This is a genomic window from Algibacter sp. L1A34 (assembly GCF_009796805.1).
Classification (GTDB): domain Bacteria; phylum Bacteroidota; class Bacteroidia; order Flavobacteriales; family Flavobacteriaceae; genus Algibacter.
Map to the genome: position 1 here is coordinate 807057 of NZ_CP047029.1, position 23515 is coordinate 830571.

Below are 23515 nucleotides of genomic sequence, written 5' to 3' on the forward strand. Positions count from 1 at the left end.
AAATCAATAAAAATCATGGATTTAGAAAACTTAAAAGGGATTGACACAGGTAAATGGATTGATCTAGCCTTAGAATATGGAACTAAAATTATTGGAGCTATCCTTATTTGGATTATTGGTTCTTGGATTATTAAAAAAATATTAAAAGCAGCTCAAAAAATGATGTCCAAAGGGAATTATGATGAGAGTCTTCAAAAATTCTTATTAAACCTTTGTGGTTGGGGTCTGAAAATTGTTTTAATTATTGTTGTTTTAGGAACTGTTGGTGTAGAAACCACATCGTTTGCCGCTATTTTAGCCGCTGCAGGTTTAGCTGTTGGTTTAGCTTTACAAGGTTCTTTAGGTAATTTTGCTGGTGGTGTTTTACTTATGATTTTTAAACCTATAAAAATTGGTGATTTAATTGAAGCTCAAGGTGAACTTGGTGTTGTTAAAGAAATTGAAATTTTCACAACTAAATTAACAGGTTTATCAAACAGAGAAATTATTATTCCGAACGGATCTTTATCTAACGGAAATATAATTAACTATTCTACGGAAGGTACTCGCCGTGTAGACTTAACTTTCGGTGTTGGTTACGATTCTGATATTAAGAAAACCAAACAAGTACTTATGGATGTATTAACATCTCATCCTAAAGTATTACAAAACCCTGCTCCTACTGTAAATGTATCGGAATTAGCTGATAGCTCGATTAACTTTGCCGTTAGACCATGGTGTACAACTGCAGATTACTGGGATGTTTATTTTGGTATTACTGAAAATGTAAAAGAAGCTCTTGATGCGGCTGGAATTGAAATTCCTTACCCACACCAAGTTGAAATACATAAAGAAGCTTAAGCCTTTAGCTTAAAACTTATTAATTTAAAAAGCCCTGATAGTTAAAACTATCAGGGCTTTTTTTATATTCAAAAAACTAATTCTATTATTTTTTCTTTGGCTTTAAAGCCACAAAATCTTTTAAATAATAAGGTTCAAAATAGGCTACATCTTCAAAATCATTGTTTTGATATTTTTTAAAAGCCAAGGCACTCATTTCATTAGCCGATGGTAATTTATCTTCAATAAAAATGGCATTAGGATTTGTAATAAGTGTTTTTGTTTTCTCAACACCATTTCCTATAAAATAGACTTTTCCGTTCTGTAAATTTTCCGCGAAAGCGTTTTCATCTAAAATCTGAGCTTCAGTTGTTCTTATTTCATTATAATTAGAATCGTAAATAGCAGAATACACTTCCATACGTCGGGCATCTAACATACTCACAATAACACCATTTTCTAATTGTACTTTATAAGCAAGAGCTTGTAGTGTTGGCACAGAAATTAAAGGTTTATCTAAAGCGAAACAGAGCCCTTTTGCTGTAGAAACGCCAATACGTAACCCAGTATAAGATCCAGGGCCTTTACTTATCGCTATCGCGCTTAAATCTACAGAATTAATCCCAGCTTCTTTTAAGGCTTCATCTATATAAACATGAAGTCTTTCGGCATGCGAATAACTTTTATCGTTATCTTCTTTTAAAACAATAGTTTCACCATTTTTTGCAATGGATACCGAGCAATTTGTAGTTGCTGTTTCTATATTTAATATAAATGTACTCATGTTTTCATTTTCATTGGAATTGCAAAAATATTGTTTTTATTATTAGAAAAATATTGAGAGTCTATAAAAAGTAAAAAGGCCATCATTTAAATAAATGATAGCCTTGATTTATTATTACGAATTATACTAAATCGAAAACTAATTTACTAAAGATTTACCCATGTAAAAGTCTAATACTTTTGTTTTGAAAACGAAATCGTATTTCGCATTTATTAAAGAAGATTCTGCATTTATAAGTTGTACACGAGCTTGCTCTAAATCAAAATTCGTTAGTACACCAATATCAAAACGCTCTTTAGAGTTATTAAACGCTAAAGTTTGAGATTCTAAAGATTTCTTTGCTGCTAAATAAGCTTTTAAACCGGCTTGAGCATCAGTATAAGCACGTTGAATATTAGACTCTAAATCTATTTTAGCTTGTTGTAAACGTAGTTTAGAATTATCTTCTTGAATTTTAGATTTTGCAACATTAGTTTTATTTTGAAATCTTGAAAAGATAGGAATGCTTACGCCCAAATTAAAACTGTGTCCTTTATTATTATTTAGCTGCTCTAAAAAAGCTTCTTCATTACTCGATAAATTTGAATAAAAAGCATTAGTACCAAAACCGTAGCTTAAAGATACAGATGGTAAGTAACCACCTTTAGAAATCTCGGTGTTTAATTCTGCACTTTCAATATTTTTTTCAGCAATTTTAATTTCATTTCTATTTTCTAAAGCATAATTTAAAACGGGATCTACGCTTTTATACATAACAGCTTCAGAAGGTGAATTAATATCAATTATTTCAACATTAAACCCATTGTAAGGTACTTGTAAAAGTTGTGAAAGTGATAATAATGCTAAATTAAAATTATTTTCGGCTAGTGTTACTTGTTGTGCATCTCGACTTAGAGTAGCATCGGCATCGTAAATATTAGCTTTGGGTTGCACTCCAGCATCAACTAAACTCTTAACTTGATTTAGTTGTTTTTCACTAAACTGCATTTGTGCTTGAGCAGTTTCTAAATTTTCTTTATTAAAAAGTACATTTAAATATGCGTTTACAACATTAAGCGAAATATCATCTTTAATACGACTAAGTTCTAGCTCATTAGTTTCACGATTTAAAAAAGCCGATTTGCTATTATTTAAATTTCTAAAACCATTGAAAACCGTTTGCGAAACACTAAGTCCAGCGTTTGTGGAATGACTGGTTCTATTTGCAAAAATACCTTCCGCAACCAAAGAGGTTCCTAAACTTAAACCTTGAGAGACACTACCACTTACTGATGGCAAAAATTGTCCCTTAGCAGCAATTATATCTTGATCGTTCGTAAGAAGTGAATTCTCAGCTTGTTTAATCGTGACATTATGTTCCAAAGCATGATTTACACAAGCTTCTAAGCTCCACAACTTCTCTTGTGAAAATGATGTAACTGAACAAGATAAAACAGCTAAGAATAGTGCTTTCTTTAAATTTTGCAGTGTAATATTATTCATCTTCGTCCTCATCTTCGTTATCTTTTGATGCTTTATTCCAAACCTTAATCTTATCGCCTTCTTTAACGCCTTCTAGTATTTCTACATTTATACCATCAGACAGACCTAACTCTACGTTTTCTTTACGGTATTTGTTATCTCCTTCAGATATTTCAACAAAAGGTTTTTCTGTAATTCTATTATACTGCAGTAAAGCTTCTCTAATAGCCAAAACACTATCCTTAGCTTCAATATCAATTTCTGCATTGGCGCTATACCCTGCTCTAATATTTGTAGTAGAATCTATTTCAACATCGGCTTTAATAGTAAACTGTACCGCTCCGTTTTCTTCAATACCTTTTGGTGCAACAAACGTTAATTTTGCAGGAAATTCTTTATTAGCAATAGCTCCTAAAACAACTTTAATCACTTTACCTTCTTTTAACTTTCCTACTTCAGCTTCATCAACTTTACCTTCAAAAATCATTAAACTCATATCTGCAATAGTAGCAATAGTTGTTCCTGCATTAAAGTTATTACTTTGAATTACTTGATCGCCTTCTCTTACTGGAATCTCTAAAATAGTACCAGGAATTTGAGCAACAATATTGGTGTTTGCAGAGCTTCCTCCAGAAATAGAACCACGCTTAATGATTTGATAATCGTTTTGCGCTTGTCCGTAAGTTTCTTTGGCTTGATTGTAACCTAACTCACTGTTCTCAAAGTCTTGCTTAGAAATAACACCTTTTTCGAAAAGAGCTTTGTTTCGATTGTACAATACTTTTGCGTTCTCAAAAGATAATTTAGTAGATGATATACGGCTACTTGCACTTACCAAACTTTGCTCGTTTGGTACTACTCTAATAGTAGCAATTAAATCTCCTTTTTTAACCTTGTCTCCTTCTTCAACTAAAATCTTATCTACAATACCAGGAATTTGAGGTTTCAATTCAATCTCCTCCTCTGGGTTTAATTTCCCTGTGGCAACTGCTTTTGTATTAATTGATGTGTAAAAAGGTGACTCGACCTTAAACTCTTCAATACCTTTAGAATTTGCATCCTTAAAATACTTTAATACAAAGGCTAATAGTAAGATGACTACTATTACTGCAATAATTTTTACTGTTTTTTTCATTTTTTTGATTGTTTATTCTTCTCTTAAAGCTTCTATTGGTTTAATACTTGTTGCTTTTGTTGCAGGAATTAGGCCTATTAAAGTACCTAAAACGACTAATATCAATAAGGCTGTAAATACCACACCTATAGATACAGAAGCATTTACTAATGCGGCATCGGCTCCCTGCCCAAAAAGATTATCGAGTAGTATTAAAATTAAACCTCCGGAAATAATACCAAACAGGCCTGCTACTAATGTTAAAAACACAGCCTCGACAACTATTTGTCTTTTAATCTCGAATGGAGTTGCACCTAGTGCCCGACGCACTCCAATTTCTTTGGTTCGTTCTTTTACGGTAATTAATAGGATATTCCCAATAGCAAAAACTCCAGCTATTAATGTAGCAATACCCACAAACCATGTTAAAAATTGCATACCGGTTAAAAAGCCCGTCATTTTAGAAAACTCTTTTCCTAAATTAAAACTTCCAAATGCACGCTTATCTTCTGGGTGAATATTATTTAAGTTTTTTAGTAACAATTTAGAATCTTCTTCTATTTGCTTAATATCATATTCTGGTTTTCCGGTGATCATCATCCAACCTATACGATCGCCTTGATTGTAAATTTGCTGATAGGTAGTAAACGGAATATGCATATCTGTAGACGGCCCCATATTAACGTTACCAGAATCGAACATTCCAACAACTTTAAAATTAATATCATTAATAATTAAATAGGTTCCAATAACTTCGGCATCTTTTTCATAAAGCTGTTTATAAGTATCTTCTGAAATGACTACAATTTTTTTATTGTCATCAATATCATTCTGATTGATAAAACGACCGTGTATTAATTTTTTCTTTTGAAGTTGATCTAAAAGCGGATAATCGCCCGCCATTTGAAAACTTCCTGATAAAAAATTCTTTGTAACCGTTGCGCTTCTTTGATTTCTAGGAAGTACAAACTCGATACCTTCAACATTTTCTTCTATTTTTTTAGCGTCGGATAATGATAATTTCACCTCTCGACCTTCTTGAAAACCTTTAAAAGGTTTCCCTGTACTTTGCCCCCAAACAAAAACACTGTTAGTTGCAAAATCTCCAAACAACACGTTAAAAGAATTCTCTAAACCACGTGCAGAACCAAGTAAACCAATAAGTAATAAAATACCCCACCAAACACCAACCATGGTTAAAATAGACCGTAGTTTGTTTTTGCTTAAGCTATCGAAAACTTCTTGCCAGGTATCTTTCTCTAGTAAAAATTTAAACATAGTTAATCGTTTCTTAAAGCTACAATGGGCTTAATTTGTGATGCTCGTTTTGCTGGTAAATACCCTGCAATGGCTCCCGCAACTATTAATGTAATGGTTGCGCCTGCTACTAAGCTGTTACTTACTCCAGGATCTTTTATAAAGTAATCTTTTAAAACCGGTGTGGCGAGTTCTAAAACACCAACACCTACCAATAAACCTACATATCCTGCAATAGCCGTAATTATTATAGATTCTAATAAAATAATGGAAACTATAGATCTTGGTGATGCACCTAATGCTTTACGTATCCCGATTTCTTTAGTACGCTCTTTCACAATAAAAATCATGATATTACTAATACCAACAATACCAGCAATTAAAGTTCCGAAACCTATGACAAGTATAATTATGGATAAACTGGTAGTCATCATATCCACTTGTTGTGTGCCTTGCGCCATATTCCTGATACGAATAGCTCGCTGATCACTTCTAGCCACATCAAATTTTTCCTTTAAACTTTTTTCTATTGAAACACCTAAAGCAAGTGCTTCTGTAGAATTCATTTCCGGATTATAAGTTAGATGTATTAAATCTACCAAATCGTTATTACCATAAACACGTTGTATAGTTGTAATTGGCATGTAGATAATACTTTCTTCACTGTCACCTTCATCATCGGTAAAAACACCTACTACTTTATATTGAATTCCGCTAAGGTTAATATATTTTCCAATGGCAGTTTCTTTAAAAAACAATTCATCTTCAACCTTTTTACCAATAACAACTACTTTCGTTTTGTTAGTTAAATCGTTTTGGTTGATATAGCGGCCCTCTTTAACCACATTGTTTTCAATAAACATATACTCGGGATAAACACCACGAAGTTGGTAACTATTCTTTTCGCCTTTAAAAGAAGCATTAACACTTTTATTTACCTTAGAAGTAATAAACTGAACTTTATCGCCGTATTTTTCTTTTATAAATTCGCGGTCTTCGTTTTTAAACTGAATTCTTCTACCAACCTGCATCCCTTTATTAGCTTTGGTTGTTCTTCCCGGATAAATAATAATAGAATTATTAGCATCGGTACCAAAAGCTTCCTGAAAGGTGTTTTGTAAACCATTCGCAATCCCGAATAAAATAGCGAATAGCAAAATGGCAAATGCTACCGTAAAACCCGAGAGTAAACTCCGAGTTCTATTCATATTAATACTTTGGAATATTTCGCGCCAGAGATCTAAATCAAACATAAAGTTTCGCTCTAACTTGTTCTACCATTCTATCTTCGATAATAACACCATCTCTAAGTCTAACATTTCGCTTACACATAGCGGCAATATCTTCTTCGTGCGTTACCATTAAAATCGTTTTTCCTTCATCATTAAGATGTTGAATAAACTCCATAATTTCATGTGAAGTTTTAGTATCTAATGCACCTGTTGGTTCATCGGCCAATAATAATTTTGGATCTGCAGCTAATGCTCTTGCAATCGCTACACGTTGTTTTTGACCTCCAGAAAGCTCTTTCGGTAAGTGCTTTGCCCAATCGGCCAAACCTACTTTTTCTAAATGAAACATAGCTAATTCTAAACGTTCCTTTCGTTTCATACCTTGATAATACAAGGGAAGCGCAACATTTTCTAGTGCCGTTTTGTAATTTATTAAATTAAAGGATTGAAAGATAAAGCCAAGAAATTTATTTCTATAAACGGCTGCTTTCTTTTCGGTAAGATTTTTAATAGGCAATCCATCTAAAACATATTCGCCTTCATCTGCTTCATCCAACATACCAATAATATTAAGTAATGTTGATTTACCAGAGCCTGAAGACCCCATAATAGCTACCATTTCTCCTTCTTTAACAGAAAGATCGATACCTTTTAAAACATGTAAACTTGAATCTCCTATAGGATAGGATTTGTGTAACTGACGAATTTCTAACATATTTTTTGATTGATTGATAAAATGGTTTCGTCTTGGTTAAAAACGACCACTTTATAGTAAGACTACTAAAGCAAAGAAATGTTACAATATTTTATAAAAAAAATAATTATTAATTATTTAACACCAATAAATTCTTATTACAGAACTCAATATCAAATAATTATGTCGTTTTTTTATTGTATTTTTTATAAATAGCAAAAGCTATTCCTGCTACAAGCACATATGGAATAGCCATTAAGTAAACAATACCATCGTTTATACCTTTGGCAGCAGTATGCCCTTCTTCACTTTCCAAAACTGCACGACACATGGCACATTGAGCGTTAGTATCTAAAAAGAAGAGGATCGTAAATAAAAAGAATATTATTTTAGTCTTCATATTATTTTTTATTTGATTAGCGAGTAATTACCCAATAATTAGCTTCTAAGCTTCTAATAATAAGGCGAAATCATTATAAAAACAACCACACCAGAAACAGCCACATATAACCAAAGCGGGAATGTAATCTTAGCGATTTTACGGTGTTTTTCAATATTATTTGTAATGGCACGAACATAGGTGATTAATACAAATGGAATTACCACAATAGACATTAAAATATGTGTTAACAAAATAGAATAATACACATACTTTATCATTCCTTCTCCTCCATATTTAGTAGAGTCGCTCGTCATATGATAGGCAATATACATAACCAAAAACATAAGAGATAAACCAATAGCAAACTTCATTAAACCTTCATGAAGTTTTATTTTTTTATTCTGAATAGCAATAAAAGCCAAAACTAAAACTAAAGCCGTTAAAGCATTAACAGATGCGTAAATAGGTGGTAAAAACACAGGTAATTCGGCATCAATTTTAACACCAAAAAGAATAGCTACAACAACCGGAATGGCTATAGAAAGCGCAATGATAAGTTTATTGTATTTTTTATCATCTAAAATCTTATCGTCTTTATTCATTTAGTAATTTTTTAATATCTGCCTTTAATGCACTAATTTCTTCTTTTACGCCATCGTCATCTACTTTCTCGCTTTCCGAAGCAATGCCTCGGTAATATATAATTGGATTACCGTAATCGTCAGTTCGAGATCGAATAAAACCCTTTTTATCAATTAAAGCAAAATTACCAGAATGCTCAAAACCACCAGCTACATTTTCGGCTTCGGCGGCATATAAATTAAAACCTTGGTTGGCTAGTTTATAAATAGCAGCTTTTTCTCCAGTCATTAAGTTCCAATTTGGGTTAGTAACCCCGTATTTTTCAGCGTAAGCTTTTAAAACCTCGGGGGTATCATGAGATGGGTTTATGGTAAAGGAAGCTACACCAAAATCCTCAAAACCTTCGAAAGTATTCTGAACCTGAACTAAGTTTTTACTCATTCTTGGGCAAATAGTAGGACAGGTTGTAAAAAAGAACTCGATAACATACACCTTTCCTACATAATCCTTATCTGTAATTGTTACACCATCTTGATTGGTAAACGCAAATGCAGGTACTTTTTTTGCTTCACCATTAATTTTAATAAATTCTAAATCTGAAGTTTTAGAAATCGCTTCTTTTTGATCACTTCTCCCAGATTGTCTAGTAATATCATCATTAGAAACTCTATCAACTATTTTCGGGATAAAAATAATTCCGAAAACTAAAATAATAAAAGCGATGCCAATGTATGAGTAATTATTTTTTTTATTCATTTTATAAAATTAATTTTCTGGGCCTTTTAAATCAACTGCGCGTCTAATATCCGAATTAAATTCACCTTTACGCTTCTGTCTGTATTCTGTAAAAACTATACGTAAATCGTCGCTCATTTTGTTTTTAACCTCGGCAACTTCAATACAATTATATCCATTTAGTCCATAAACCGGACTCGATTTCTCTAATTCTCTATCCGTTCTATCATCTATACGTCCACGTTGGTTTAGATCTTTATCAATAATAAAAACATCTTCTACAGATAAATCATTCTTTAAATCCGTTTTGCTCTTCAAACTAAAGTAAACTCGTTTAATATCTGCAGGATCTCCATAAACAAAATGCCAGAACCTAATATCATCATACGTATTTATTTCAGCTATAAGTTGCTTAACTTCTGCTTCGGTCCCTTTAGGCATAGCGATAACCATTTGGAATTTTTTAAACCCTCTAAACTTATCATAAATCAATTCCTTTAAGTTAGATGCTGCAATGGCATTTTTCATTGGTTTTTCACCCAAGAAACCTAAAACAGTTATATGATCTTTTAAAACAATAGGTTCCTCTGTATCCGATGTAAACGCATCTAAATCTAATACATTTTCGTTAACAATATCCAATGGTTGGTAATTGTGTGTAGAGGGATATAACACTAATAAAAACGCAACAGGAAGAAAAAACAAAATTCCCAACACGGCATAGCGACCAACTTTTTTTCTATCCATAATTTAATACGTTTTCGGCATTTTTCAGCATAATGCAAAAATAAAAAAAAGACAGTCCAAAAACCGTCTTTACATTGTTAATTTATCTTAATAAGATATCTTTAAAAAAAAGATCCCGCCTTTCAGCGGGATTAATTTATATAAGTTATTTAAAATATTGCAAAATCAGCATTTTACAATGTCCATTTTAATTAGAAATCTCTTTTTATGTATCCGTTATCATACACTCTAAAAACGTAACCACCTTCTTGCAATAAGATAAATACTAGGTATGTAATCAAGAAAATAGCCGTCCATACAACCATACGTTGTAAACTTTTTGTTTCATCACGCATGTGCATAAAATCCCAAGTAATATAATAAGCTTTTACTATCGTTAAAATAATGAAAATCCAGTTTAAAGCTTTCATACCTAAAACAGATCCAGATAAAGATTCTGGCTTAACTATACCTAAAATAACCTCTACAACCGTTATAAACGTTAAGAGTATTAAAACACCCCAAATTTTCTGAGTATTTGTTTTAAACTTAACTAAACCTTTAAATATTTCTAATTTATGCTCGTGTGCCATTTTTTATGCTTTTTATATTTCCTATAATAGGAACTGAAAATATATATTTTATTAAACTAAGTAGAAGAAAGTAAAGACAAATACCCAAACTAAATCTACAAAGTGCCAGTATAAACCAACTTTCTCAACCATTTCGTAGCTTTTACGTTTTTCGTAAGTTCCTAATACCACATTAAAGAAAACAATGATATTAATAATAACACCCGATAATACGTGAAAACCGTGAAAACCTGTAATAAAGAAAAAGAAATCTGCAAACAATGGCGCACCATATTCATTAGCTTTCAGGTTTGCACCTTCAACATATAATGTCCCGTTATTCTTTAAAGTTTTTAAAGAATGATCTCTACTTAAAACAATTTTTTCTCCAGACTCTTCGTCTATATAATGTGTACGCACTAACACATTTTCATGCGCTTCCATACCTTTTAAAACTTCATTCACATCGTAAGCAGGTATACTACCTTCGCCAACAAACCAAAGTCCGTTTTTTCTTTCTTGTAATGTTCTTTCTTTGTGTGTATCAACAACTGCAAAATCCTTAACAGCAATACGTTTAAAAACTTGTTCGCCATCTTGCTCTACGTACTCTCCAAACTGTAAGATGTTTCCACCTTTAGTTTGTACTGCACCATATTCACCTTTAATAAAGGTATTCCATTCCCAAGCTTGAGAACCCACGAAAATGATACCTCCTATTACAGTTAAAAACATGTAAATAGTAACTTTTGCTTTGTTTAAGTGGTGTCCAGCATCTACCGCTAATACCATCGTTACCGACGACATAATAAGGACAAACGTCATAAACGCCACATAATACATAGGTGCATCTACACCATGTAAAAACGGAAAGTGAGTAAACACTTCATCGGCAATTGGCCAAGCATCAATAAATTTAAATCTAGAAAATCCGTAAGCTGCTAAAAAAGCCGAAAATGTTAAAGCATCCGATACGATGAAAAACCACATCATCATTTTACCGTAACTTGCCTTTAACGGTTCATTCCCGCCATTCCAAGTTTTGCCTTCTGCTACTGCTGTACTCATATATAATTGGTTGTTATTTAAAAGTTGGACAAAAATAATCATTTTATTTATCTAATAAAATATCCAACACAAAATTTTAAAATATTCTCTTTTTACCCCTTAAAAACCTTTAGGGCGTTCCCCAAGGGTCGAGCTTTCACTACTCAATCTTTTTGTTTTTTAGCAAAACAAAAAGGATTTCAAACAGGCCGTTCAATCCCTAACGCGAGCCTATTTGCAAAACTAACACTTAAATTCTTAGGCATAACTATTCTTACGAAGAAATTGTTAAACACCTTTAAAAACAAGCGATAACAAATATTCACCTATCCCAATTCTATCTCACAAAGTATAAAAACAGAAATAAATACACCCATAGAATATCTATAAAATGCCAGAATGTAGCTGCCAATTCAAAACCTAACATGTTTGTGGCGCTATACTTTTGTTTAAAATGATTATAAATTACAACCAACAGACAAATTAACCCAGCCACAACATGTATAATGTGTACTAAAGCAATTAAATAAATGTACGACATGGTAACATTACTCGTTGGTCCTGTAAAATTATACCCTAAATCTATAATTTGTCTAAAACCAGCAAACTGATTATAAATAAACAAAATACCTAAAGCTAACGTGACCAACAACCACATGCTCGTTGCTTTGTGTTGCCCGCTTTTTAATGCTTTTTTAGCCAATAAAAACGTAATACTACTAACAACAATAACAACCGTACTAATAATAAAAGCGTTTGGCAATTTAAAATCACCTAGCCAATCGGGACGTGAGCTACTTACAATAAAAGCACTCGTCCATCCCATAAAAGACATTATAAGTGAAATAATACCGAACCAAAGCATCATTTTCTTAGCTCTGCCGTGTTTCTCCTCTGTTGTTCCTTGAGTTAAATCCATGATTAACTTATAAATTTATCGATAACATAAACAATTTGCACCAAAGTAATGTAAGCCACACTGGATAACATAAGTTCTTTAGCAGACTGCTCTGTCATTTTTTTAAATAATTGAATAGCATAATGTAACATTCCCAATCCGAGAATAAAAACAATAACTGCCGCAACAATAGATAGATGCAGGCGACCAGTAAAACCAAACACCGGAATTATTGAAATTAAAATGGTCCAAATTGTGTACATAATAATTTGTACTGCTGTACCTCTATCTTGTTTCCCTGTGGGTAACATAAAGAAGCCACCACGTTTATAGTCTTCAAACAAAAACCAACCAATAGCCCAAAAATGTGGAAATTGCCAAAAAAACTGTAGAGCGAATAAAGTCCCTGGCTCCATACCAAAATGATCTGTAGCAGCAACCCAACCTAACATAAACGGAATAGCACCAGGAATAGCACCAACAAAAACCGAAATAGGTGTTTTTGTTTTTAAAGGTGTATAAACACAGGTGTATATAAAAATAGAAATAGCACCAAACATAGCTGTTTGCTTGTTTATGGTGTATAAAATAATAAGTCCTAAAATGGTAAAAATTGTTGCTATAACGAATGCTGTATTTACAGACATGCGGCCAGCAGGAATAGGTCTATTCTTAGTTCTGTTCATTAACACATCCAAATCCTTTTCAATAATTTGATTAAATGCATTAGATGCGCCCACCATAAAATAACCACCAAAAGCCAGTAAGGTTAAAGTTTTAAAATCGACTGTATCTACACCAAGCAAGTAACCAGCAAGAGAAGAAAACACTACGCTTAATGCTAATCGCATTTTTGTGATTTCCTTAAAATCTGATATTAATCCCGGATTTTCTGTAGTTGTTTTAGATCTGCCCAAACTTGTTTTTAATAGTGCATTTTATATTGCGAGTGCAAAGATACTCTATATTAATAATTTTAGCAATATTGATTGCATTTTTAATATCTTTAACCGAAAGTAACACTCTTATACCATGAAATTATTTAAATCAATTCTAGCTATTTATATCCTTTTAATCAATTTCTCGATGTATGCGCAATCGAAATTTGATAAAGTCAATATTAAAACGACTCCATTATCAGAGCATATTTACATGCTCGAAGGTAGTGGCGGTAACATTGGCGTTTCTATTGGTAACGATGGTGTTTTTATAATTGACACGCAATTTGCACCACTAACTCCAAAAATATTAGATGCCATAAAAAAACTAAGCAACAAACCAGTTAAAATTGTCGCCAATACACATCACCATGGCGATCATACCGGTGGAAACGAAAACCTAGGTAATTTAGGAGCAACTATAATTGCACACGAGAATGTTAGAAAACGTCTCCTAGAGCAAAGTCCGAAATTAGCATTACCAGTAATTACTTTTAACGACAAACTAAACATACAAATGAACGACGAGCAGGTCGTGATTTTCCATGTTGAAAACGCCCATACCGATGGTGATGTTATGCTTTATTTTACAGAAAGTAATGTTTTACATACTGGAGACACTTTTTTTAACGCACGCTATCCTTATATAGACATAAGTTCTGGAGGTAGTGTAAATGGCTATATTAATGCGGTAAAATCTGGATTAATGTTTGTTGACGATGACACTAAAATTATTCCAGGACATGGAAACCTAGGAAACAAAACGGAGTACACAACCTTCTTAAACATGTTAGAAACAGTAAAAGTTGCCGTTTTAGAAGAAATAAGTAAAAATAAAACAGAAGACGAAGTCGCTGCTAATACATCGATTACCAAAATTTACGACGACTTAGGTTACGGCGACCATTTTATAAATAGCGAAAAAATGAGACGCACATTTTATATAAGTTTGAAAGAATAATTATAAAGTACTAGAATAAAACCAATAAAAAAGCCGTTTGAAAAATGAATTTCAAACGGCTTTTTAAATATCTATGATTATCTAAAAATCTATTTCCCTCTTACTTTACATTCCCACTTCCAAGCAGAACGCATAGCATCATCTAGCGATAATTGGGTTTTCCAACCTAATTCGTTATTAGCTTTATTAGTATCCGCATAAGCTGAAATAATATCACCTTCTCTTCTACCTACAATTTTATACTTCAGTTTTTCACCAGAAACTTTCTCGAAAGATTTAATAACATCTAGGACAGAACTACCTGTTCCTGTACCTAAGTTAAAGGTTTCGTAACTAGATTTATTCTTGTTTTCTAATAAACGTTTTAAAGCAATTACGTGTGCTTTTGCTAAATCTACTACATGAATATAATCGCGAATACACGTTCCATCTGGTGTTGGATAATCTTCACCAAAAACAGAAAGCTCATCACGTAAACCTATAGCGGTTTGTGTAATAAATGGTACTAAGTTTTGCGGTACTCCTATTGGCAATTCTCCAATTTCAACAGATTCATGAGCTCCAATCGGATTAAAATAACGTAAAGCAATCGCTTTCAAATTTGGAGACACTTTACAAGTGTCCTTAATAATCTCTTCACCAATTTGCTTCGTGTTTCCGTAAGGAGACTCTGCTTGTTTTACGGGTGCATTTTCCGTTATAGGCAACTCATCCGCTTGTCCGTAAACGGTACAAGAAGAACTAAAAATAAATCCTGCCGATGGTAATTTTCTTAATTCTTTTAAAATGTAAACTAATGTCCCTATATTATTTTCATAATACTTCAATGGTTCACTTACACTTTCTCCAACCGCTTTACTTGCTGCAAAATGTATCACTCCTTTTACATCGCTATGCTTTGCGAAAAAGGCTTCAACTTTATCTTTTTCTTTTAAATCTAATTTTTCAAACACGGGTTTTTTCCCAGTAATGGCTACAATACCATCTAATACTTTTTCTGAAGAATTTGATAAATCGTCAATAATTATAACTTCGTAACCTTCGTTTTGTAATTCTACAACAGTATGCGAACCAATAAAGCCAAGCCCACCAGTAACTAATATTTTATCCATTTATAAATTTTATTATAGTTGATGTTATATATTCGATTTGATCGTCCTCTAACTCGGTATGCATAGGTAACGAAATAACATCTTTTACCAACTGATTGGTTACACCAAAATCGGCTTCGTTATAACGCGAATCTAAATATGCTTTTTGTTTATGTAACGGAATTGGATAATACACTCCACAAGGAATATCATTAGCTTGTAAGTGCTTAACCAAAGCATCTCTATCAACACCTTTTACTCGTAAAGTATATTGATGAAAAACATGACAGTCGCATGTATCGCAAATTTCAGTACAATTATTAGAAACCTGAGGCGTTATTATACTTGAAATACCTTCAAAAGCTTTAGTATACTTTCTTGCGGCTGCTTGTCTTGACTTATTATAAGTATCTAAATGTGGTAATTTAGCATTTAAAACCGCTGCTTGAATACTATCTAAACGTGAATTTACACCAACAACATCATGATGATATCGCTCGTACATACCATGATTTACAATACCACGAATGGTATGCGCTAAAGCATCATCATTTGTAAAAATAGCTCCACCATCTCCATAACAACCTAAGTTCTTAGAAGGAAAAAATGAGGTAGCACCTACATTCCCTATAGTTCCCGCCTTTACTTTTTTACCGTTTTTATAAGTGTAATTAGCTCCAATAGCTTGCGCATTATCTTCAATTACAAATAAATTATTGGCTTCTGCAATTTCCATTACTGCTTCCATATTGGCACATTGTCCAAATAAATGTACAGGTACAATGGCTTTTGTTTTTGGCGTAATCGCCTTTTTTAAAGCTTCAATATTTATATTGAAATCACCTTCATTTACATCAACTAAAACCGGTGTTAATTGCAACAAGGCAATAACTTCAACAGTAGCAGCAAAAGTAAAATCGACTGTTATAACTTCATCTCCGGGTTTTAATCCCAAACCCATCATAGCAATTTGTAAAGCATCGGTACCATTAGCACATGGAATAACATGCTTAACACCTAAATACTGTTCTAAATTACTTTGAAATTTGTGAACTTGTGGTCCGTTTACAAATGCGGTAGTCTCAATAACTTCCTGAATAGAAGGATTAACGACATCTTTTATATCGTTGTACTGACCTTTAAGGTCAACCATTTGAATTTTCTTCATCTAAAATAAATTAAAGTCTCCGTTTATATATGAAAGACTCATTTTAATGAACTCCTTTAGTTTGTTTATTCTTAATTAAACAGCTACGAAATTACAAAATTCATAAACGTTAAGCAATGAATTCCTTTTAAAGAATGTATTTTAGCCCCAAAGAAAAAAATTGCATTTTATTTATAACATACTCATACATCTTGCAGATATAGTGCTTAAAGCTATTTCGCCATTTAACCCTAAAATTAAAAACGGAGTTATTGGAAGAAAAAACACGTTTAAACTTTTAAATAGTGTACTTAAAAAAGACGACAAGACTTTTTGGTTTCATTGCGCTTCCTTAGGTGAATATGAACAAGGCCTACCTGTTTTTAAGAAATTACGAACACATTATCCCAATCATAAAATTATACTTTCCTTTTTTTCTCCGTCTGGCTACGAAATCAGGAAAAACTCTCCAATTGCAGATATAGTAGTCTACTTACCCATAGATACTAAAAAAAATGCAAAAGCTTTTTTGGATATAGTACACCCAGAACTCACCATTTTTGTAAAATATGATATTTGGCCAAACTTTTTAAATGAAGTTAAACGCAGAAAACTACGAGCCATTCTTATTTCGGCTGCATTTAGAAAAAATCAATCTTATTTTAAATTCTATGGAAAAAATTTACGTCGAGCATTATTTGCGTTCGAACATATTTTTACACAAAACGAAGCTTCTAAAACCCTACTTGAATCTATAAATTATAATTCTGTTTCGGTTTCAGGAGATACACGTTTCGACCGAGTTTACAGTCAGCTAGAATTAGACAACAATTTAGATTTTATTAAAACCTTTAAAGACAACAAACTTTGTGTAGTTGCCGGAAGCACATGGCCTGAAGGTGAAAAATTATTAACAAGCTATATTAATTCTAAACAATTAGATCAAGTAAAGTTCATTATTGCACCTCATAATATAAAGGACGGACAAATAAATCAATTACAGCAAAATTTAAAGGTTGATACAGTTTTGTTTTCTGAAAAGGATAATGCCAACCTAAAAACAGCAAGCGTATTTATTGTAAACACCATTGGCATACTTACAAAAATTTACAATTATGCAGATATTGCTTATGTTGGTGGTGCCATGGGAAACACAGGATTACATAACACTTTAGAACCTGCTGTTTTTGGAATCCCTATTATAATAGGAACAAATCATGAAAAATTTCCAGAAGCACAGGCCATGATAAATCTAAAAGGTTTATTTTCAGTTGGAAATCAACAGGAATTTAACACAGTTCTAGATAAATTAATCGAAAATTCCTTGTTTCGAAAACAATCTGGTGAAAATAATTCTTCATATATCAAAAAAAACAAGGGTGCTGTCGTCCAAATTATCGACTATCTACGTATATAAGCTTGAATTTAATACTGAAATTGTAAAAATTAAGAAAATTTAACATATTCAATTTAAAAGATATTAGATTTGTTCTTTAAATTAAAACACTAAAACACAAAAAAATGAAAAAATTATTATTAAGTACAGCTTTATTAGTAGCTTTAAGTATCTCTTTTACATCTTGTAGAGATGAGAAAAAAGATGGTTCTATTCAAGACGCAATGGAAAATGCTGCTGATGCTACAGGAAATGCTATTGAAAATGCTGCAGAAGCTACAGGTGATGCTGTTGAAAACGCTGCATCTGCAACTGGAGAAGCTGTTGATGGAGCTGTTGAAGCTACAGGTGATGCCGTAGAAGGTGCTGCAAAAGCGACTGGAGAAGCTGTTGACGGAGCTGTTGAAGCTGCTGGAGATGCTGCAAACTGCAACTGGCGATGCTGTAAATGATGCTGCTAAAGCAACAGGTGAAGCCGTTAACAAAACTGTTGACGCTGCTGGTGAAAAATTATTAGACAAAGCTGCCGATGCTGTTAAAGCTGAAGCTGATAAATTAAAGCACTAATATTTATTATTACTTTAAAAATTTTAAGAACCACCTTTAATTAGGTGGTTTTTTTATGCCTAATTTTAACAATATTCAGAAATATCAAGAACAATCTTTGGAAAATTCGAGATACACAACTTACAGAATATTAGAATAAAACTTAGACGAGATGCAATAAATCCTGAAAATGAATAAACCAAGATTAAAAGCAAAAACTATACACTTCAGATATTTAAGAATATAAACACAAGAAAACAACTACTTACTAAAATCAGGTAGTTACTATACAAAGCACCTTCTAATTAGATAGAAAGCCAGAACCTATGACGCAAAATAATATTTAGTGAATATCAAGATATTAAAACTGATTTCGAATTAACAGAGAGCTTATGAATATGTTTAACTCAGCTAAATCAATAAAACAACGTATATAAAAAAGTACATTGACACAAAACATGGAGCAATAAGAGCTATCAACTCTTTAAAACAACTGTAAACACAATAAAACAAACTACCGCCCCTTCTTAAGCTGTTTTATAAACAGAAGCATTCTCACTCGCTCGATTCAACTGAACATTCAATACCCCAAAAAAACATTTATACTTTAACTTAGAGGCGTGAGAAACCCAGATTTTTTTCTTTATAGATTATCTACAATTTTTGCATAAACACAACAATTAGTCTTGATCCATTTTTAGTAATATCCAAAGTAGTAATTTTTTAAAACCAAAAAACCCGACTCAATTGAGTCGGGTTTTTTATGGTGGTGCCTCCAGGAATCGAACCAGGGACACAAGGATTTTCAGTCCTTTGCTCTACCAACTGAGCTAAGGCACCATTGCTTTGTTAAGCGGTTGCAAATATATACTCTATTTTAGTATCTGCCAAAAGAATTTTCAAAAAAAATGAAAATAATTTATATTTAACTGATGCTCTTCATATTATAAAGAATAATAAATTTTCAAATATTATATAATAATTAAGAATCAGTTTAATGTCACTTTTGTAAATTTACGTTTTTATATAATTTATGCATTTAATTATTGATGTTGGGAATTCGTTTGTAAAGCTTGCTGTTTTTAAGGAAGACCTCCTTATGGACAAACAAGTTGTTAATTTAGATAATGTACTAAAAGAGATTAAACAACTAAAAAACAAGTATTTAGAAATAAAAAAAGCCATCATATCATCCGTTGGGCGATTATCTAAAAGAGAGACAGTTGCTATAGGTAAATTGTTCGATTTAACCATTTTAAATAGCGAAACCAAACTTCCGTTTACTAATTTATACGAAACACCAAAAACATTAGGTGTAGACAGAATTGCTTTAGTTTGTGCTTCGGTTAAACAATTCCCTAATAAAAATGTACTTATTATAGATGCTGGCACATGTATAACTTACGATTTTATAACGGCTAATAATGAATATTTAGGTGGAGCAATTTCACCTGGTTTACGAATGCGTTATGCTGCATTGAATAATTTAACCGCAAATTTGCCGTTATTAAATACAGAAATGCCAGAATCTATTATTGGAAACTCAACAAAATCATCAATACATTCTGGAGTTGTTTATGGTGTTTTAAATGAAATTGACGGAAATATTGCTACCTATAAAGAGAAATATTTAGATTTAACAATTATTTTAACAGGTGGCGATACTAATTTCTTGTCTAAACAATTAAAAAGTAGCATATTTGTCAACTCAAATTTCCTTTTGGAAGGACTTTATTATATTTTACAATTTAATTCAAATTAATGATAAAAAAACTTGTACTCGTTTTTATTGCAATAACTGCAATTCAAAGTTACGGACAAGAAGGAACGGCATCTCCGTATTCTTTTTACGGTATTGGAAGCCTTAAATTTAAAGGAACGGTGGAAAACCGTAGTATGGGTGGATTAAGCATCTATAATGACAGTATACATGTTAACCTAAGAAATCCGGCATCTTACGCAGGCAAAAACCTAGATATTTTAAATAACGAAAGCCGACCAGTAAAATTTACTGTTGGAGGAACTTATAATAGCACCAACTTAAAAAGTGAGACTAGTAAGGACAATGCTTCTTCATCGACCTTCGATTACGTAGCGATTTCTATTCCTATGGGTGATTTTGGTTTTGGTTTTGGACTTATGCCATACACATCTGTTGGTTATAAACTTGAAGCTTATAATGATAATGAAACTATCTCGAACAGGTTTAATGGCGAAGGTGGTTTAAATAAGGCTTTTTTAGGTTTTGGTTATCAAATTACTGAAGAATTTAGTGTAGGTGTAGATTTTCAATATAACTTTGGAAACACTCAAAATAGTACAATAGAGTATATTTACGATAGTGAAGGCGATCCCGTACAATACCAAGGTAGGGAAAATAACAGATCGGATTTAAGTGGATTAAACATCAACTTAGGAGCATCATACAGAACAATGCTAAACGAGAAGTTAGAACTTATTTCTGGCCTTACTTATACTCCGGAAAGCAGCTTAAGATCCAAAAACACACGTTCTTTCTCAACCATTATTAGTTCAGGATTTGCTGTAAACACTGCAGATACCGATTTAGGAAACTTACAAGAAACTGATTTAGTTTTACCTTCTAAAGTCACTTTTGGTTTAGGTATTGGGAAACCAAGAAAATGGTTTGTAGGTGTAGAATCGGAATATTTAAAGACAAGTGATTTTACTAACGCCTTATATAGTAACGGTGCTGCTTACGAAGATCAATCTGCAATTAAGCTTGGTGGTTTTTATATTCCGAAGTACAACTCATTCACAAGCTACTTAAAACGTGTTGTTTACAGAGCTGGTTTACACTTCGAAAACACCGGTTTAAAGATAGAAAACGAATCGATAAACGAGTTTGGCATGTCTTTTGGTCTAGGATTACCAGTTGGAAGTTTTTTCTCTAATGCTAATTTAGGTGTTGAAGTTGGTAAACGCGGTACCACTAACAGTAATTTAATACAAGAGAATTTCGTTAATTTCCAATTAAGTTTATCTTTGAACGACAGATGGTTTAATAAAAGAAAATTTGACTAACAACATAAAATTAATATCATGAAAACTAAAATTACACTATTACTGACGCTTTTATTTGTTGGGGCAAATATTGGCTTCGCACAACAAGATGAAGAGTGCATGTCTAAACTCTCGATTTTCCATGAATATGTAAAATCTAAAAATTTCGATGCAGCTTACGAGCCTTGGATGGCAGTAAGAAATAAGTGTCCTAAATTTAATAATGCCATTTATATTGATGGAGAAAAGATTTTAGAAGATAAAATAGAAAAAAATGAAGGTGCTGCAAAGTTACCTTTCATTAACGATTTACTAAAACTTTGGGAAGAGCGTGCCGAGCATTTTGCTAGCAAAACACCAACAGGTAAATATGGTGCTATGGCTTGCCAATTAAAATACGATAATAAACAGTTATTAAATTTATCGGACGAGGAATTATACAACTGCTTTGACGCAATATATAAAGCTGATAAAGATAACTTTACAAACCCTCAAAGTTTGTATACATACTTTTCTTTAATGGTTGATTTGTATGATGCAAAACAAAAAACTGCTGCAGAATTATTTAATAAATATGATGACGTTGTTGAAAAAATTGAAGATGAAGTAAAAAACACTTCAGAAAACCTTAACACATTAATTGCTAAAGAAGATGCTGGAACTGAATTAACGACAAAAGAAGGTAAGTACAAAAGATATTACGGTCAAATTTTAGGAGCATTCGATCAAGTCTCTTCTGGAGTTGATCAAAAATTAGGAGAGCGCGCAAACTGTGAGAACTTAATTCCTTTATACCAAAAAGATTTCGAAGAGAACAAAAACAATGCCCTTTGGTTACAAAGAGCTGCTGGAAAAATGTCTGAAAAAGATTGTACTGATGATCCATTATTCTTTAAGTTAGTAAACGCTTATCACGAAATTTCACCTTCTGCTAATTCTGCATACTACTTAGGTATCTTAAAAGATAAAGAAGGTAAAAACAATGAAGCTATCGCATTTTACAAACAAGCTATTGATTTAGAAACTGATAACTTCAAGAAAGCAAAATTAAATAACAAAATTGGAATTAAACTTAAAGCTAGAGGAAGTTACGGTCAAGCTAGAGGATACTTTAGACAATCGTTAGCATTAAACCCTTCTAATGGTCGTCCACATTTATCTATTGCTGCAATGTATGCTGCAAGCGCAAATAGCTGTGGAGATACTAACTTTAACAAAAGAGCTGTATATTGGTTAGCTGCAGACGAAGCTAGAAAAGCTGCGCGTGTAGATCCAACTTTAAGAAAAGCTGCTGCTGCATCTGTAGCAAACTATACCGCAAAGGCTCCACATAAAGCTGAAATATTTAGCTGTTCATGTTCTGGTCAAAGCATTAAAATTGGATGTTGGATTGGCGCTTCGGTTACCGTACCAAATATCTAATGATTAGAAAAAAAACATATCATATTTTAAACATAGTCATGCTTAGTTGCATGGCTATGTTTTTTTCATGTAACAACAGTTTAAAGGAAGTTCAAAAAATTGGAGTTTCAGAAAATGAACCTATTGGTGTTGCCGAAAATATTAATTTAAAGCATACCGATTCTGGTCGCGTTACAACTAACTTGATAAGTACGAAAATGCTAGATTACTCTAATCGAGATTTTCCTTACTATGAATTTGTTGATGACTTTACCTTATATATATATGGCGATGACGATACTAAAAGTACCGTTGTAGCAGATTATGCCATTATATATACCGATACCGATTTAATAGACCTACAAGGTCACGTTGTTATTACAATGCACGATGGCTCCTCTTTAAAATCTGATCAGCTTTTTTACGATCAACGAAAAGAATGGTTATTCACTAATAACCCAGTTACCTATAAAACAAAAACCGATGAAATTCATGGTAATGGATTCGATTCTGATACTAAATTCAAAAAAGCCGAAGTATTAGAAGTTACAGGTATTATCACTATGGAAGATTAATTTAGTACAATCCACTCTACATTTAATTTATAGTCTTAAAAACATTCACTTTAAAACAGTAATACAAATAAAATCGTACGTCTGTTATTTTAATTATCTTTGCCTAGATTAAAAAACAATCAATGAATTATTT

The 23515-nt window shown here is 32.4% G+C and carries 25 protein-coding genes and 1 tRNA gene; 9 read left to right on the plus strand and 17 right to left on the minus strand.

Annotation, left to right across the window (positions count from 1 at the left end; genetic code table 11):
* The first annotated feature begins 15 nt into the window (after positions 1-15).
* Positions 16-840, plus strand: a complete 825-nt coding sequence (locus GQR97_RS03555) for a mechanosensitive ion channel family protein (RefSeq protein WP_158845412.1) — start codon at positions 16-18, stop codon at positions 838-840.
* An 85-nt stretch (positions 841-925) separates the two neighbouring features.
* On the opposite strand, the gene tsaB is transcribed toward GQR97_RS03555, so the two are convergent.
* The 14 genes from tsaB to cyoE form a co-directional block, all read right to left on the minus strand.
* On the minus strand, positions 926-1603 hold the full coding sequence (gene tsaB, locus GQR97_RS03560; RefSeq protein WP_158845414.1) for a tRNA (adenosine(37)-N6)-threonylcarbamoyltransferase complex dimerization subunit type 1 TsaB: 678 nt from the start codon (positions 1601-1603) through the stop codon (positions 926-928).
* Between the two features lie 138 nt (positions 1604-1741).
* Positions 1742-3085, minus strand: coding sequence for a TolC family protein (locus tag GQR97_RS03565; RefSeq protein ID WP_158845416.1), 1344 nt, complete (start codon positions 3083-3085; stop codon positions 1742-1744).
* Positions 3078-4199: an efflux RND transporter periplasmic adaptor subunit gene (locus tag GQR97_RS03570; protein WP_158845419.1), complete on the minus strand. Its 1122-nt coding sequence runs from the start codon at positions 4197-4199 to the stop codon at positions 3078-3080. Before GQR97_RS03570 ends, GQR97_RS03565 begins: the two co-directional genes overlap by 8 nt.
* Positions 4200-4211: 12 nt before the next feature.
* Complete coding sequence (locus GQR97_RS03575; protein WP_158845422.1) at positions 4212-5456, minus strand: ABC transporter permease; 1245 nt, start codon at positions 5454-5456, stop codon at positions 4212-4214.
* A 2-nt stretch (positions 5457-5458) separates the two neighbouring features.
* Positions 5459-6688 carry an ABC transporter permease gene (locus tag GQR97_RS03580; RefSeq protein ID WP_158845425.1) on the minus strand — a complete coding sequence of 410 codons (1230 nt, stop codon included), beginning with the start codon at positions 6686-6688 and terminating at the stop codon, positions 5459-5461.
* Positions 6681-7382 carry an ABC transporter ATP-binding protein gene (locus GQR97_RS03585; protein WP_158845428.1) on the minus strand — a complete coding sequence of 234 codons (702 nt, stop codon included), beginning with the start codon at positions 7380-7382 and terminating at the stop codon, positions 6681-6683. The genes GQR97_RS03580 and GQR97_RS03585 overlap by 8 nt, the downstream gene beginning before the upstream one ends.
* Before the next feature lie 160 nt (positions 7383-7542).
* Positions 7543-7761, minus strand: coding sequence for a hypothetical protein (locus tag GQR97_RS03590; RefSeq protein ID WP_158845431.1), 219 nt, complete (start codon positions 7759-7761; stop codon positions 7543-7545).
* Positions 7762-7814: 53 nt separating this feature from the next.
* Positions 7815-8345, minus strand: a complete 531-nt coding sequence (locus tag GQR97_RS03595) for a DUF420 domain-containing protein (RefSeq protein WP_158845433.1) — start codon at positions 8343-8345, stop codon at positions 7815-7817.
* A complete protein-coding gene (locus tag GQR97_RS03600; protein WP_158845436.1) occupies positions 8338-9081 on the minus strand; it encodes an SCO family protein in 744 nt (247 codons plus the stop codon). The genes GQR97_RS03595 and GQR97_RS03600 overlap by 8 nt, the downstream gene beginning before the upstream one ends.
* 9 nt (positions 9082-9090) lie before the next feature.
* A complete protein-coding gene (locus tag GQR97_RS03605; RefSeq protein WP_158845439.1) occupies positions 9091-9807 on the minus strand; it encodes a hypothetical protein in 717 nt (238 codons plus the stop codon).
* A 191-nt stretch (positions 9808-9998) separates the two neighbouring features.
* Positions 9999-10379 (minus strand): cytochrome C oxidase subunit IV family protein, encoded by a 381-nt coding sequence (locus tag GQR97_RS03610; protein ID WP_158845442.1) that lies wholly within the window; start codon positions 10377-10379, stop codon positions 9999-10001.
* 51 nt (positions 10380-10430) lie between these two features.
* Positions 10431-11426, minus strand: a complete 996-nt coding sequence (locus tag GQR97_RS03615) for a cytochrome c oxidase subunit 3 (RefSeq protein ID WP_158845445.1) — start codon at positions 11424-11426, stop codon at positions 10431-10433.
* Positions 11427-11742: 316 nt separating this feature from the next.
* Positions 11743-12324 (minus strand): heme-copper oxidase subunit III, encoded by a 582-nt coding sequence (locus GQR97_RS03620; RefSeq protein WP_158845448.1) that lies wholly within the window; start codon positions 12322-12324, stop codon positions 11743-11745.
* A gap of 2 nt (positions 12325-12326) precedes the next feature.
* On the minus strand, positions 12327-13220 hold the full coding sequence (gene cyoE / locus GQR97_RS03625) for a heme o synthase (RefSeq protein WP_158845450.1): 894 nt from the start codon (positions 13218-13220) through the stop codon (positions 12327-12329).
* A gap of 115 nt (positions 13221-13335) precedes the next feature.
* Here cyoE and GQR97_RS03630 point away from each other — a divergent pair, with 115 nt between their 5' ends.
* On the plus strand, positions 13336-14202 hold the full coding sequence (locus tag GQR97_RS03630; protein WP_158845453.1) for an MBL fold metallo-hydrolase: 867 nt from the start codon (positions 13336-13338) through the stop codon (positions 14200-14202).
* Positions 14203-14291: 89 nt separating this feature from the next.
* Here GQR97_RS03630 and galE read toward each other — a convergent pair whose 3' ends face one another.
* Together galE and GQR97_RS03640 are read right to left on the minus strand one after the other, a co-directional pair.
* Positions 14292-15314 (minus strand): UDP-glucose 4-epimerase GalE, encoded by a 1023-nt coding sequence (galE, locus tag GQR97_RS03635; protein WP_158845456.1) that lies wholly within the window; start codon positions 15312-15314, stop codon positions 14292-14294.
* A complete protein-coding gene (locus tag GQR97_RS03640) occupies positions 15307-16461 on the minus strand; it encodes a DegT/DnrJ/EryC1/StrS family aminotransferase (RefSeq protein WP_158845458.1) in 1155 nt (384 codons plus the stop codon). The genes galE and GQR97_RS03640 overlap by 8 nt, the downstream gene beginning before the upstream one ends.
* Positions 16462-16621: 160 nt before the next feature.
* Between GQR97_RS03640 and GQR97_RS03645 the strand changes: the two genes are divergently transcribed.
* The 3 genes from GQR97_RS03645 (at position 16622) to GQR97_RS03655 (ending at position 18403) form a co-directional block, all read left to right on the plus strand.
* The gene (locus tag GQR97_RS03645; protein WP_158845461.1) at positions 16622-17857 is read left to right on the plus strand and encodes a 3-deoxy-D-manno-octulosonic acid transferase; all 1236 of its coding nucleotides are present in this window, start codon (positions 16622-16624) and stop codon (positions 17855-17857) included.
* Positions 17858-17961: 104 nt separating this feature from the next.
* On the plus strand, positions 17962-18288 hold the full coding sequence (locus tag GQR97_RS03650) for a hypothetical protein (protein WP_158845463.1): 327 nt from the start codon (positions 17962-17964) through the stop codon (positions 18286-18288).
* A complete protein-coding gene (locus GQR97_RS03655) occupies positions 18254-18403 on the plus strand; it encodes a hypothetical protein (RefSeq protein ID WP_158845466.1) in 150 nt (49 codons plus the stop codon). Before GQR97_RS03650 ends, GQR97_RS03655 begins: the two co-directional genes overlap by 35 nt.
* 743 nt (positions 18404-19146) lie before the next feature.
* Here the strand turns inward: GQR97_RS03655 and GQR97_RS03660 are convergent.
* A tRNA-Phe gene (locus GQR97_RS03660) sits at positions 19147-19222 on the minus strand.
* 193 nt (positions 19223-19415) lie between these two features.
* On the opposite strand from GQR97_RS03660, the gene GQR97_RS03665 reads away from it, so the two are divergent.
* Genes GQR97_RS03665 through lptC form a run of 4 tightly spaced genes read left to right on the plus strand, consistent with a single transcriptional unit; the run spans position 19416 to position 23382 of the window.
* Positions 19416-20144, plus strand: coding sequence for a type III pantothenate kinase (locus tag GQR97_RS03665; protein WP_158845469.1), 729 nt, complete (start codon positions 19416-19418; stop codon positions 20142-20144).
* The gene (locus GQR97_RS03670; RefSeq protein ID WP_158845472.1) at positions 20144-21427 is read left to right on the plus strand and encodes a hypothetical protein; all 1284 of its coding nucleotides are present in this window, start codon (positions 20144-20146) and stop codon (positions 21425-21427) included. The genes GQR97_RS03665 and GQR97_RS03670 overlap by 1 nt, the downstream gene beginning before the upstream one ends.
* Before the next feature lie 18 nt (positions 21428-21445).
* On the plus strand, positions 21446-22828 hold the full coding sequence (locus GQR97_RS03675; protein ID WP_158845475.1) for a hypothetical protein: 1383 nt from the start codon (positions 21446-21448) through the stop codon (positions 22826-22828).
* A complete protein-coding gene (gene lptC / locus GQR97_RS03680; protein ID WP_199269906.1) occupies positions 22828-23382 on the plus strand; it encodes an LPS export ABC transporter periplasmic protein LptC in 555 nt (184 codons plus the stop codon). Before GQR97_RS03675 ends, lptC begins: the two co-directional genes overlap by 1 nt.
* Positions 23383-23515 lie beyond the last annotated feature (133 nt).